Here is a 12,668-nt window from a genome sequence, read left to right on the forward strand (position 1 = left end):
GCGAAACGCGGCCCAGGCCGCTCCATCAACCCCAGAGGAAAACGTCATGGCACAGCGTGACTACAGCAGACAGGAAGTTCTCGACATCATCGAACAGGTCGCCCAGCGCAAGGGGATTTCCAGCGAGGATTTCCTGCGCTTCGCCCACATCGAGACCGGCGGGCAGTTCGACGAACGCGCGCACAACAGCCGCACCGACGCCAAGGGCCTGTTCCAGTTCCTGCCGTCTTCGGCGCGCCAGTACGGCCTGACCGGCCACGAGTACGACCCGACCCGCAACACCGAAGCGGCCGCGGACATGTTCCAGCGCAACCTGGCCGACATGCAGAAGCGCCATGAGCGCACCGGCCACCCGTACCTGTCCGGCGAGGCCTCGCCGACCGGCCTGGACCTGTACCTGGCACACCAGCAGGGTGCGGCCGGCTATGGCTCGATCCAGACCGCCATCGCCACCGGCACCTTCGGCGTGGTGCGTGATGGCCACGGCGATGTGATCAACATGCGGCCGCGGATCATGGGCCAGATCGGCAGTGACATCCAGGCGCTGACCGGCCACACGCGTGCGGAAATGAGCACGATGAACGACAAGGACCTGGCCAGCACCTTCGCCCAGTATTACGACCGCAAGTACGACGGCATCAGCATTCCGGAAAAGAACATCGCGCCGATCAGCGCCGATGCGCCGGCACGCAGCGCCCCGGTGCAGGCACCGGCCGGCCCGACCCAGACGGTGCCGGCACCGACCGCCGCCACCGTGGCCGCACCCGTGGCGGCCAACCAGGACAAGCCGGGCATCAGCCTCAGCGCCGCCTACGAGGCAGGCGTGAAGTACGACGACGTCAAGTACGCCATCAACATCCCGTCCAGCCAGTACTACCGTGGCAATGGCATCACCGGCAAGAACGTCGACCAGGGCTACGTGGACTGCTCGGGCTGGGTCGGCACGATGCTCAACAAGACCCAGGACGAGATCAACCAGAAGGCCGGCCACGCCGTCTACGGTGATGCGGACCGCATCAAGCTGGGCTTCGCCGGCTCCGGCGGCATCGTGCAGCAGGCCTACAAGGATTCGGGCGTGCTGCTGCAGCGCGACGACATCCTCAAGCCGGGTGCGCTGCAGGAAGGCATGGTGATCGGCCTGGATACGGCCAAGACCAAGCACGAGCACTGGAACGGCATCGACCACATCGTGATGGTGGTGCGCGACCCGAACACCGACAAGCTGCTGATCAGCCAGTCCACCGGCAAGCAGGGCGTGCACACCATGCCGGTGGAGGACTACCTGAAGCAGGTGGAGAACCACCCGAACTGGAAGCTGTTCGCCTCCGACCCGCTGCACAAGGCGCGTGACCTGCTGGAGACGCGCACCCAGACGCAGCAGCAGGGCCAGCACAAGGACGCGCCGGCGCAGGCCACCGTGGCCGCACCGCAGGCCGCACGCAACGAGATCCATCGCCAGGGCGACCACAGCGAAGGCGTGCGCAAGGTGCAGGAGAGTCTCGGCCACCTGGGCTATGTCGGTGCCGACGGCAAGCCGCTGTTCGAGGACGGCAAATTCGGCCGCAACACCGAAGCGGCGGTGCGCCAGTTCCAGAAGGACAACGGCCTGGCCGTGGACGGCATCATCGGTCCGAAGACCCAGGGCGCGATGCAGGAGGCGCGCGAGCGTCCGCTGCTGAACGACGAACGCCACCCGCGCAACCCGATGTACAACCAGGCGGTGAACAGCCTGGAGCAGCTGCCGGCCGGCACCTTCAAGGATCGCCATTCGCTGGAAGCAGCTGCCGCATCGCTGACCCGCCAGTCGCATGAAGCCGGCCTGCAGCGCATTGATTCGGTGGTGCCCAGCACCAACGGTGAGCGCCTGTTCGCCGTGCAGGGCGCGATGAACGACCCGGCCGCGATGCGTGCGGCGGTGGACGTGAAGGCCGCCAGCGAACAGAGCATGGCGTTGAACAGCGGCGCGGTGCAGGGTGCACCGAACGTTCTGCAGCAGGACACCCAGCAGCACCAGGAGCAGCAGCGCCAGACCCAGCGCGCGATGGGTCATTGATCCAGGCGGGGTCGGATCCCTTTCCGCAGGAAAGGGCTCCGGCCCCGTTGCCGCGTTCCTGAAGGAAACGTGTCGGCCCCACGTGCTGCAGCTCCCATTCAGGCGGATTTTCAGGTGCGCTTCATCGCCCATGACGCTAGATGAATACGCACGCCGCAGGCCGTCCACGCGCAATGTTCCGACAATGTTGGAAGACCACTTTGGACAGCACGGCAGCCAGGGCGCCCCCGCCCTCCCTGCCCACCGTGGCAAGCCCCAGACAGGAGAACCGAACATGATCAGTACGTCCGCAATCAGCTTCCGTGGCCTGGCGATGGCCCTTGCCTTGCTGGCCGGCGTGGCGGTGGTCAGCGATGCCAGCGCGATGTCGAGGAAGGACAAGCGCACCGTGGTCGGTGCGGTGGTGGGCGGCGTGGCCGGCCATCTGATCTCCAACGGCGACCCGACCGCGACCGTCGGCGGCGCGGTGGCCGGTGGTGCCATCGGCAACCTGACCACCAAGGACCGCCACGACAACCGCCATGACCGCCGCTATGACAACCGTCGCTACGATCGCGGCTACAACCGCGGTTACAGCCGCGGCTACCACGACCGTGGCCATGACCGCCGCCACTACCACGATCGCGGCCGTCATCGCGGCTGGTAAGCGCGCCTCAGTGTGATGATTCCGGCAGCGGGCAGATCCTGGATCTGCCCGTTTTCGTTACTGCCAGCGCGGGTTGCGCCGGCGGCGTCCATGGCGTTGAATGCGCAGCCTTGGTGATTCCTTTCCGGGCAGCGGCTGCGGCATGATTTCTTCCCCCCATCGCGTGCAGGGCCTCAACAACGACGAGGTCGCTGCCGACTGGCCAGCGATCAGCGCCGACGAAGTGGCGTGGCTGTGCACGCAGTACCCGGCACTGGCGGCGGACAGCACGCTGTACTGGCACAGCCCGCGCCCGCTGTCGGCGGCCGCGATCGTGCAGGGCGTGATGGGCCGGGTGTTCATCAAGCGCCACCACCACAGCGTGCGCAGCGCCGGCTGCCTGCAGGAAGAACACCGTTTCATCGCCCACTTGGCCACACACGGCGTGCCGGTGGTGCAGGTGCTGGCCGCCGCTGACGGCGCGACCGCCGTCGAGCACGGGCCGTGGACCTACGAGCTGCACGCCGCGGGTGCGGGTGCGGACCTGTACCGCGACGCGGTGTCGTGGTCGCTGCTGACCGACAGCGCGCAGGCGGTGCAGGCCGGGCGCATGCTGGCGCGCCTGCACCAGGCCTCGGCCGGTTTCCACGCGCCACAGCGCAGTACCCACATCCTGGTGGCGCGCGACGACCTGATCCGCGCCGACGATCCCATCGCCACGCTGCAGGCCGACCTGCCGAACCGCCCCGGCCTGGCGCGCTACCTGGCGCGCATTCCCTGGCAGGCACAGCTGCGCGCGGAGGTGCTGCCCTGGCACGAGGGCTTGGCGGCACGCCTGCGCGACGAACCACGGCTGTGGGCGCACAACGACTGGCACGTCTCCAACCTGCTGTGGGATGCCGACGGCGCGGTGGCCACCGTGCTCGATTTCGGCCTGGCCTCGCCCACCAGCGCGCTGTTCGACCTGGCCACCGCCATCGAGCGCAACGCCGTGGCCTGGCTGGAACTGGAACGCGGCGACGACGCCGTGCGCATCGACATCGCCCTGGCCCTGCTGCAGGGCTACCGCGAGGTGCTGCCGCTGTCGGCCGCGCGCGTGCAGCTGCTGGCGGATCTGTTGCCGATGGTCCATTTCGACTTCGCACTGTCCGAAGTGGAGTATTTCGAAGGCATCACCGGCTCCACCGCCAATGCCGACGTGGCGTGGCAGCCGTTCATGCTGGGGCACCCGGCGTGGTTCCACACGAAGGCGGGCCAGGCCTTGCTGCAGGCGCTGCGCGCGGCGGCGTGAGGTTGGGTGGGGTCGGATCCCGTTCCGCAGGAAGCGCTCTGACCCCTCCTTCGACCCGTGGCTCGCAAATCGCCACCATTTGTAGTGAAATGGCCATCTGAAGCGGGGGTGCCTGGATTGCCAGGCTGAGAGAGTCCCTTGGAACCTGATCCGGTTTGCACCGGCGTAGGGAGCTTTGAGCAGCAGTCGCACCCCCGTTCCGGGCAGGTGCGTCCGTGCGCCGTCGCTTCGTCTCCCTTGCTGTCAGAAGACGAACCGAATGAACCGCTGCCTGCGCCCCACCCTGCTCGCCCTTGCCCTCTGCGCCGCCCTGCCGCTGCATGCCAGCGCTGCCGAGGCATCTCCCGACGTGGACGCCACTGGCGCCGAACGCTCGCCGACCGAGCTGGCCGCCGTGCGCGTGCAGGCCGGCAGACCCGCGGCCGATACCTCGCGCGCCAATGCCTTCGGCGGCGGCAGCTGGAAGGACACGCCGGCCTCGGTGAACGTGCTCGACCGCGATTACCTCGACCGCCGCCAGGTGCGTTCGCTGTCCGAGCTGACCAGCAACGATGCCTCGCTGGGCGATGCCTACGCACCGGTCGGCTACTACCAGAACATCGCCATCCGCGGCTTCGCCCTGGACGCGGCCACCGGCTACCGCTTCAACGGCCTGGCCATTGCCGGCGAACAGCGCCTGGCCCTGGAGAACGTGCAGGAAGTGCAGATCCTCAAGGGTGAAGCCGGCCTCGCCGCCGGCGTGATGGCACCGGGCGGCATCATCAACTACGTGGGCAAGCGCCCGGCCGAAGTGCGCACCGTCACCCTGGGCACCGATTCGGAAGGCTCGCGCTATGTCGCTGCCGATGTCGGCCACTGGATCACGCCGCGATTCGGCGTGCGCCTCAATGCGGCGTGGGACGCCAGCAACTCCTACGTCGAGCACGCCGATGGCAACCGCAATTTCTACTCGCTGGCCGCTGACTGGTTCATCGGCGAGCGCGGCAAGCTGGAAGTGGATGCCAACTACCAGACCAGCACGCAGCGCTCGGTGTCCGGCTATCAGCTGCTGGGCGCCAGCGAGCTGCCGCGCGGCGTCGACCGCAAGCACCTGCTTGGCTACCAGCCGTGGCAGCGCCCGGTGGATATCGCCAGCACCAACATCACCACCCTGCACACCTACGATTTCAACGAACGCTGGCAGTCGCGCGTGTCGGTGGGCTACAGCCGATCGGTCATCGATGACAACGTGGCCTTCGCCTACGGCTGCTACTACACCGCGCAGTGCGCCGATGGCGGCACGCCGGGCAACTACTTCGCGCCCAATGGCGACTACGACATCTACGATTACCGCAGCCCGGACGACACCCGCCGCAACCAGCAGGCGCGCGGCGAACTGCGCGGCCGCTTCGATACCGGCAGCGTCGGCCATGAGATGACCGTCGGCGCCGACTATTTCCGCCGCACCGTCGACCGCCGCCCCAGCGTCAACGAGTACGTGGGCAGCGCCAACATCCACGATGCACAGGTGCCGGTGTACGCGCCCTCGCCGCTGCAGCCGGGCCCGTCCGCGCGCCGCCTCGACAGCCGCCAGACCGCCGTCTTCGCGCTGGACCGCATCCGCTTCGGCGATGACTGGCAGTGGCTGGCCGGTGGCCGTTTCGTGCGCCTGGACGAGCGCGCCTATGACAAGCGCGGCGCCCTGCAGCGGCAGAGCCGCCTGTCGCGCTTCCTGCCGCAGACCGCGCTGGTGTGGAAGGCCAATGACCAGCTCAACGTCTACGGCAGCTACGTGCGCGGCATCTCGCTGGGCCAGGAGGCACCGTTCTGGACCACCAACGCCGATGCGTTCCTGCCGTCGGTGCAGTCGCGCCAGCTGGAAGTGGGCGTGAAGTACGTGCCGGTGCAGACCCTGACCCTGGGTGCGGCGCTGTTCCGCATTTCTCAGCCGTACCAGTTCGCCCAGCCGGACGACAGCGAGGCGGGCTACACCTTCGTGCAGCAGGGCACGCAGACCCACAGCGGCCTGGAAATGACCGCCAACGGCCAGTTGACCGACGCGCTGCAGATCGTCGCCAGCGCCAGCGTGCTGCAGGCACGTGCACGGGATGCAGGTACGCCGGCCTATGAGGCCCACCAGCTGGTGAACGTGCCCAAGGTGCGTGCCAGCGTGCACCTGGCCTATGCGCTGCCGTTCGTGCAGGGCCTGGATGTGACCGGTGGCTGGCGCTATGCCTCTTCCAATGTGGCCCGCGCCGATGGCAGCGTGCGCGCGCCGGACTACTCGGTGTTCGATGCCGGCCTGCGCTTCCAGCATCGCCTGCATGAGCGTGCGGTGACCTGGAACCTGTCGGTGGACAACGTATTCAACCGCTTCTACTGGCGAGATACCGGCAGCAGCGGCGGTGATTACTACCTGTTCCCCGGTGCACCGCGACAGGCGCGGCTGTCGGTGACGTTCGCGCTGTGAGCGGCGTCCTGCTCGAGTGGACCGCCGCGCTGTGCAGCGTGCTCGGCGTCTGGCTGATGGCCCGGCGCCGACTGGCGGCATGGCCGGTGGGCCTGCTGTCGGTGGCGCTGTACGGCGCAGTGTTCGCCGAGGCCAAGCTGTATTCGGACACGCTGCTGCAGGTCGCCTTCGGTGGCTTCCTGGTCTATGGCTGGATCAACTGGCGCCAGCATGCCGCCGACGAAGGCAGCATCCGCATCGTGCCGCTGGCGCGCGGCAAGGCGCTGCGCGACCTTGCCATCGGCCTGTGCGGTGGCATCGCCCTGGGCACGGCCATGCACAGCTTCACCGATGCGGCGCTGCCGTGGCTGGATGCGATGCTGACCGCGCTGAGCCTGGTCGGGCAGTGGTGGCAGGCACGCCGCCACGTGGCGTGCTGGTGGGTGTGGATCGCGGTGGACGTGGTCTACGTGGGCACGTACCTGTTCAAGTCACTGCACGTGACCGCGGCGCTGTACGTGTTCTTCCTGGGTCTGGCGGTGTTCGGCCTGCGGGCGTGGAGTGCCGCAGCGCGCGAGCACCGGTAGTCGCCACCAGAACGCATCCACGCATGGCGTGGATCTACTGGATACGGTCATCCACGCATGGCGTGGATCTACTGGATACGGTCATCCACGCATGGCGTGGATCTACCGGCGCGGGGTCAGTCGCCCAGGTCGGCCAGCACCCTGCGCGAGGGCGCGAAGAAGGTGACGCCGGTGGTGGCGGTCGAGAAGTCCAGGATCCGGTCGTGCAGCGGCGCGGGGTTGCCGATGAACATGCGCTCGAGCATCTGCTCGATCACCCACAGGCGGCGCGTGTAACCGATGAAGTAGGTGCCGTACTCGCCGCGGCCCGGGTTGGCGAAGGGCATGTTGTCACGCAGGATCTCGTGCTCGCCGTCGGCATCCTCGATGGTGCACAGCGTCTTGTGCGACTTCTGCGCGTCGGCCGGGGCATCGTCCAGCTCGATGTTGTCGTGCTTGGTGCGGCCGATGATCGCTTCCTGGGCTTCGGTCTTCTGCGCGCGCCAGGCATCCAGGTTGTGCAGGTACTTCTGCACCACCACGTAGCTGCCGCCGGCATGGTCGGGGTCTTCATCGCCGACGATCGTGGCTTCCGGCAGCGACAGCCCTTCCGGGTTGGCCGTGCCATCGACGAAGTCCAGCAGGTCACGGCCATCGAAGTAGCGGAAGCCGGCCACCTCGTCCACCGCCTCCACGGCATCGCCGAAGGCCATCAGCAGGTTGCGCTCGAAGGCGACGATCAGGTCCATGGTGCGCGCGCGCACGTGGTACAGCAGGTCACCCGGGGTGGACACGGCGGTGTGGGTCGCGCCCTTGATCTCGCGGAACGGCTTCAGCTCGCGCGGCGGCGTGCTGCCCACCACCGCTTCCCACACGCGGTGGCCGATGGCCACGTTGCAGGTGAAGGTGCGCTCGATATCGCGGATGGCAGTATTCTTGATCAGGTCATCGCTGCTGCCCAGCACCTCGCGCACCTTGGCGATGGAATCTGCATCGTCCTTCACCTTCAGCACCAGGAACGCGGCCGAGTGGGTCAACGGCGCGGTGATCTGCTGCGGCTCGTTGTCGAGCGTGTGATTGAGGGCGGTGATCGGTGCGGGCTGGGAATTCACGGTACATCCTGCTGGCGTGGGGCGGGCGCGTCGCGCGGGGCGAAGTGCGGGCGATTCTAGCGGAAGCCCCCTGCAGATGGTGGAGCTGCAGTAGAGCCACGCCATGCGTGGCTGAGGAGAGCATCCACGCATGGCGTGGCTCTACTGAACATCCACGCACGGCGTGGCTCTACCGGCAGGCGATCCACTCGACAGTCGCGGCACAAAAAAGAAGCCCGGCGCGAGGCCGGGCTTCGGGTGGCGTGCGGGAGAGAGAGAGAGCACACGCCGGTAACGCTTTTTACTGTGGTACTGCTTATTACCAGGTGAAGCGCGGGCCCACGAACCACTCGCGGTCGCCGGCCTTGGCCAGCTTCACTTCGCCGCTCAGGCCCCAGTTCGGGGTGAACTTGGCGGTGGCGCCGACGCGGCCGTAGAACTCGCCGTCCGGATCGATGCCGTGCTTCTTGCTGTAGTCCTCGTAGCCGGCCAGCGCGTAGCCTTCCAGGTACGGGTTGAACGCGGTGCGCAGGCCCACTTCGGTGGAGTAGCCGTTGAAGTCCAGGCCGTGCTTCATGTCGAACTTCTGGTACGCGACACGAGCCACCAGGTCGGTGTTCGGTGCGATGCCGTAGTTGTAGCCGGCGCCGATGCGCCACTGGTCAACGTCGTTCTTGAAGGTGTCGGTTTCCTGCTTGCTGTAATCAGCGAAGACCGAGAAGTTCGGGTGCACGGCAACCGAGCCCTTGATGCCCCAGCCATCGGCGTCGCCGCCCTTGGCATCGGTGTTCACGTAACCGCCTTCAACGTAGTTGTACGACAGGCCATCGGCAGCCGATGCAGCGAACGGCAGGGCAGCCAACAGACCCAGGGCGAGCAGCGAATTCTTGTTCATCGGGACACACCTTTAATTATTTTTGGTTTCGTCGGCCGCCTCCCCGGGAGAGAGACAGAGCGAAGAGGCGGTCGACAGGTGTGAATTATCCGTTTGCTGGTGAAATCGACCCTGAATATTGAACTGACCAGTACATGAATGAAGTTTCTGTTCAGGGAACTCTGATGGCGGCTCGCAACTGGGGAGAACGGCATAGTTGGGCACCGATCACACAAACTATGCCGTTCGGTCTAGTGACCAACTATGCCGGCGAAGAACGGCATAGTCTGGAAGGCCCGCGATCCCTAGCCTTGGCGAACCTTGTTCCGAAGGTCGATCATGAACTGCTTCTCCTTTTTGTTGAAAGCGCGGCGCCGGTCCTCGCTGGCCCGGATCACAGCCTCCAGAGTCGCGATATCGGCCTCAAACTCCGTAGCTCCAGGCAACTCATACTGGCCTTCACGCGGGCTGTCATGGCCCACAATGACCTCACTGGCTTTTCCGTATACCGAGACGATCGTTCGCCAGTCATCGATTCCAAAACCCGCGACGGCACCAACCTGAATGACGCGAACTTCGTCGCTGAAGGGGTGCACGGTGTCATTCAGTATGATCTCGCGAACCGCACGTTCCACCATCCCTCGCATGTGCCCGTACGCGTCGCGAATTTCTCGCTTATCCGCGCTGCTTGGGTACGCGTTATGGGCGGCCTTCATCTGAACCGCCAACGCTTTCAGATGTGCCATCTGATCGCTGTAAGGCTTACTCTCCCAGGCGAGACCATCGAGAAGTCCGCCTGGACTGCCAGCCTGCCACTCTACAGTTTGGATCTTGGCTGGCATCTGTTGTTCCGCAATCTCGGCCAACAGGGTGGTCAGGAAGACAGCGTCATGAGTGAAGATCACCACCGGGCGCTCTGAACCAAGCTGGACCAAATGCTCCGCCATCCTCCTACGATGCAGGTGGTCAAGTGACGTTGAAGGGTCGTCAAAAACTATGGTGGACTTGTCGCCGCGAAGCTTAGCTTCAGCGAGGAAAAACGCCAGTGCAACGGCGCGCTGCTCTCCCTCGGACAGAACCTCATGCACGCCGTGCTTGCACCCAGTCAGCGCCAGCCCATGTAAGTTGCGTCCGCCCTTTGTCTGGCTGGTCAGTACTGGAGTGACGCGACGCCGATAGCCTAAAGCCGTGAGCTCTTCATTGAGAGCCGTTGCCAAAGCGTCGGTAGCGTAAACCTTGGAGAGCGCAGTGATCTTGGTTGAAACAGCCTTGGTATTCAATGCGTCACGAGCGCGCTCCAATGCAAGGCGGCGTAAAGAGGCCTGTACGTAGGTTTCGATCGCAGGCAGATGGGTACCGAGGTCGCGGCGCGCGACAAGCCCAGCATGCAGGTGCTTCAGGTCGGCCAGCTCGGACTGACTATTCGACCTCCGCAGCCTTTCAGCTAACTCACGGAGGGCACCCGCCTTGGCTGTCAATCGGACAGACAGCGCTTCCCCAATGGGAAGCTCCGGCCGAGGAGTGGTCCACTGAGACAGTACATAACAAGTCTCAATCCACTCTCGACGGGCGGCCCAGGCGGTTTGGTGTTCAATGATCGCCGCCCCGAGGGCTTCATCGGCCTGCTTGATCTCATCTAGCGTTGCCGGCTCCACTGCGGCAAGATTGGCAGATTCGATTTTCAGACGCGCATCCGCCACCGAGCGCCGTGCGGCCTCCAAATTCTTCGCAGCATCCGCAGCGACGAACACGTGGAATCGGCGCAATCGGTCCTGCGCGGGTTCGCCCAATATCTGCTGACATAGAACGCATTGATCCTCTGGCTGGTAGGCAGGGTGATCGCTGTGATCAGGATAGGCAACTACAGAAAAAGCACGAGCGGCATGGAACAGGCTCTTCCACTGTTCGCCTCCAGTCTCCGGCAGCAAGTCTTGTGCGTCGGTGCCCGAAGAGCTCTCATCATGAAGTAACCGTTGAGCCAGACGATCTGCGACAACGGCCTCTTCCTCGGCGCATGCCATGCCCATGAACTTGTCCAAAGCAGCATCCGTAACGAATCGCTCGGCGGCCACAGCGTTTCTAGCCAATGACTCAAGTCGCTGAGCCAGCCGTTCGTGCTTGGTTGCTTCCGGCTCGACATCAAGGCCTTTGATCGCCGCAGATAGGTCAGCGATCGATTGAAGTTCATCAGCATTCAACGTCGCCAGAGCCCGCAGCGAAGGCAAGTCCGTGCTAGGACCCAAGGTCCGAATCATGTCACCAACCGTGTGCCTTCCCTGTAGGGCCAGGAACTGTGCCGGGCTTAGCTGAATGCCGGAAATCTCCCTTGAAATCTCTTCTTGAACTGCCTGCTGCGCGCTCGCCAAGGCAGACAGCGCATGGAATCCAAAGGGCACGAAGGTGGACGGCCCACCCCGAGCGATGTAGTCCTGCGCGCACTGGCTGTCATACACAGACACCATGGCCAGGTCAGAGTCGCTCGCGCGTCCCTCTTGCCAGCGGAACTCCCTGTGTGTGCCATCCACCACGTATCCGAAGGAAGCCGAAGGTGCCGCTGTGGCAGCGCTGGTGAAAGCATTGGGCAACACTGCCGAAGAGTGGCGAGCCCGGCACGCGCGCTTCATGACACGCGCAAAACCGGACTTCCCAGCACCGTTCTCACCAAAAATCAACGTAACGCCGGCTTCCGCGATATCCAGCTGACGGCCGTCTGGAAATCCATTTACGCTGGCCAAGTTAGACAACCCAGTCAGCAACGTTGAGGAACCGGACCCAAGGGTTGGAACATGTGAGCTGAGCAACGGCAGCGGCACCGGTGCTTCAGGTCGTCCCTCCACCATTGCCCTCATATCGAGCAAATCCTGTCGGCTCAGCTCCCCCCCAATGAGGAAAGCACGTCGCAATGCGTCACGCTGCCAAGCGGTGAGTTCCTCGGACCAGGAGAGAATCGCATCTAAGAGCGTCATGGCGTTTCCTTATAGGGCCAGCCATCACATTACAGTCCGGTAGCGCCTCTGAACAGCGTGGCCAATCCTGCATAAAGTACCGGGAAAACACGTTATGCAGGCCGGGAAGTGACGGGCGAGTCTATGCCTACTCCGGCGATTCAAGCTAGTAGGGAAGGGCTGGCCACAGTTCCTGCGAATACTAGTCAGGCTCGGCACCCTTTGAAGAGGTTTCGATGGCTACCATGCAGAAAGTTGCTCTCAGGTACTTACGCACAATCTGCGGGCTCGTGCGATGGATCTTGCATTGTGCCGCTACTATCTCTGATAGCTTGGGGTGTTCGGGACTATCAAGGACCCTAAAACAAGACTCAAACAAGGCAGTTCGTAGTCTAGGATTTGCAGGCGACGGTTTGAATCGCCCAGGCTTTTGTAGACAGTCGTCAGCCGTTTAGTGCGTACCGCTTCTCAAACTCTACCGGGGACAGCCCGTCGTTGGAACTGTGCCGCCGTTTTGGGTTGTAGAACATCTCGATGTACTGAAAGACGTCGGCGCGTGCCTCGTCGTGATTGCTGTAGATCCTCCGCTTGATCCGCTCCCGCTTCAGCAGCTGGAAGAAGCTCTCCATCGCCGCGTTGTCATGGCAATTGCCTCGTCGACTCATGCTGCACACGATGTCGTGTTCGCGCAGGAAGCTCTGCCAGTCTTCGCTGGTGAACTGGGTTCCCTGGTCGGAGTGAAGCAGAAGCCCGGGGCTTGGTTTGCGCCGCCACACTGCAGCCAATAGCGCCTGC

Annotated in this window: 9 protein-coding genes and 1 riboswitch; of the genes, 5 read left to right on the forward strand and 4 right to left on the reverse strand. The window is 64.5% G+C overall.

Going from position 1 to position 12,668, the window contains the following annotated elements:
- Positions 1–46: 46 nt before the first annotated feature.
- The 5 genes from AC1VXD_RS14665 (at position 47) to pnuC (ending at position 6,984) form a co-directional block, all read left to right on the forward strand.
- Positions 47–2,053, forward strand: a complete 2,007-nt coding sequence (locus AC1VXD_RS14665) for an XVIPCD domain-containing protein (protein WP_482992656.1) — start codon at positions 47–49, stop codon at positions 2,051–2,053.
- A 274-nt stretch (positions 2,054–2,327) separates the two neighbouring features.
- On the forward strand, positions 2,328–2,699 hold the full coding sequence (locus AC1VXD_RS14670) for a glycine zipper 2TM domain-containing protein (protein ID WP_482992657.1): 372 nt from the start codon (positions 2,328–2,330) through the stop codon (positions 2,697–2,699).
- A 142-nt stretch (positions 2,700–2,841) separates the two neighbouring features.
- Positions 2,842–3,969 (forward strand): phosphotransferase enzyme family protein, encoded by a 1,128-nt coding sequence (locus AC1VXD_RS14675; protein ID WP_482992658.1) that lies wholly within the window; start codon positions 2,842–2,844, stop codon positions 3,967–3,969.
- Between the two features lie 94 nt (positions 3,970–4,063).
- Positions 4,064–4,158: riboswitch (TPP riboswitch) on the forward strand.
- Positions 4,159–4,228: 70 nt separating this feature from the next.
- On the forward strand, positions 4,229–6,418 hold the full coding sequence (locus AC1VXD_RS14680) for a TonB-dependent receptor (protein ID WP_482992659.1): 2,190 nt from the start codon (positions 4,229–4,231) through the stop codon (positions 6,416–6,418).
- Entirely contained in the window at positions 6,415–6,984 is a 570-nt protein-coding gene (pnuC, locus tag AC1VXD_RS14685; protein ID WP_482992660.1) for a nicotinamide riboside transporter PnuC, read from the forward strand. Before AC1VXD_RS14680 ends, pnuC begins: the two co-directional genes overlap by 4 nt.
- Positions 6,985–7,100: 116 nt before the next feature.
- Here the strand turns inward: pnuC and AC1VXD_RS14690 are convergent, their stop codons facing one another.
- From AC1VXD_RS14690 to AC1VXD_RS14705, 4 genes are all read right to left on the reverse strand, one after another.
- The gene (locus AC1VXD_RS14690) at positions 7,101–8,075 is read right to left on the reverse strand and encodes a Dyp-type peroxidase (RefSeq protein ID WP_482992661.1); all 975 of its coding nucleotides are present in this window, start codon (positions 8,073–8,075) and stop codon (positions 7,101–7,103) included.
- Between the two features lie 298 nt (positions 8,076–8,373).
- On the reverse strand, positions 8,374–8,949 hold the full coding sequence (locus AC1VXD_RS14695; RefSeq protein ID WP_482992662.1) for an OmpO family porin: 576 nt from the start codon (positions 8,947–8,949) through the stop codon (positions 8,374–8,376).
- 284 nt (positions 8,950–9,233) lie between these two features.
- The gene (locus tag AC1VXD_RS14700) at positions 9,234–11,894 is read right to left on the reverse strand and encodes an AAA family ATPase (RefSeq protein ID WP_482992663.1); all 2,661 of its coding nucleotides are present in this window, start codon (positions 11,892–11,894) and stop codon (positions 9,234–9,236) included.
- Positions 11,895–12,316: 422 nt separating this feature from the next.
- Positions 12,317–12,668, reverse strand: a 352-nt coding sequence (locus AC1VXD_RS14705) for an IS3 family transposase (RefSeq protein WP_482992664.1), incomplete at its 5' end; no start/stop codon positions are given.

This window comes from Stenotrophomonas sp. STEN054, from assembly GCF_056854535.1.

Coding starts and splice junctions, on each gene's coding strand:
- AC1VXD_RS14680 (WP_482992659.1), top strand. CDS start 4,229: ATGAACCGCTGCCTGCGCCCCACCCTGCTCGCCCTTGCCCTCTGCGCC.
- AC1VXD_RS14695 (WP_482992662.1), bottom strand. CDS start 8,949: ATGAACAAGAATTCGCTGCTCGCCCTGGGTCTGTTGGCTGCCCTGCCG.
- AC1VXD_RS14670 (WP_482992657.1), top strand. CDS start 2,328: ATGATCAGTACGTCCGCAATCAGCTTCCGTGGCCTGGCGATGGCCCTT.
- AC1VXD_RS14665 (WP_482992656.1), top strand. CDS start 47: ATGGCACAGCGTGACTACAGCAGACAGGAAGTTCTCGACATCATCGAA.
- AC1VXD_RS14700 (WP_482992663.1), bottom strand. CDS start 11,894: ATGACGCTCTTAGATGCGATTCTCTCCTGGTCCGAGGAACTCACCGCT.
- AC1VXD_RS14675 (WP_482992658.1), top strand. CDS start 2,842: ATGATTTCTTCCCCCCATCGCGTGCAGGGCCTCAACAACGACGAGGTC.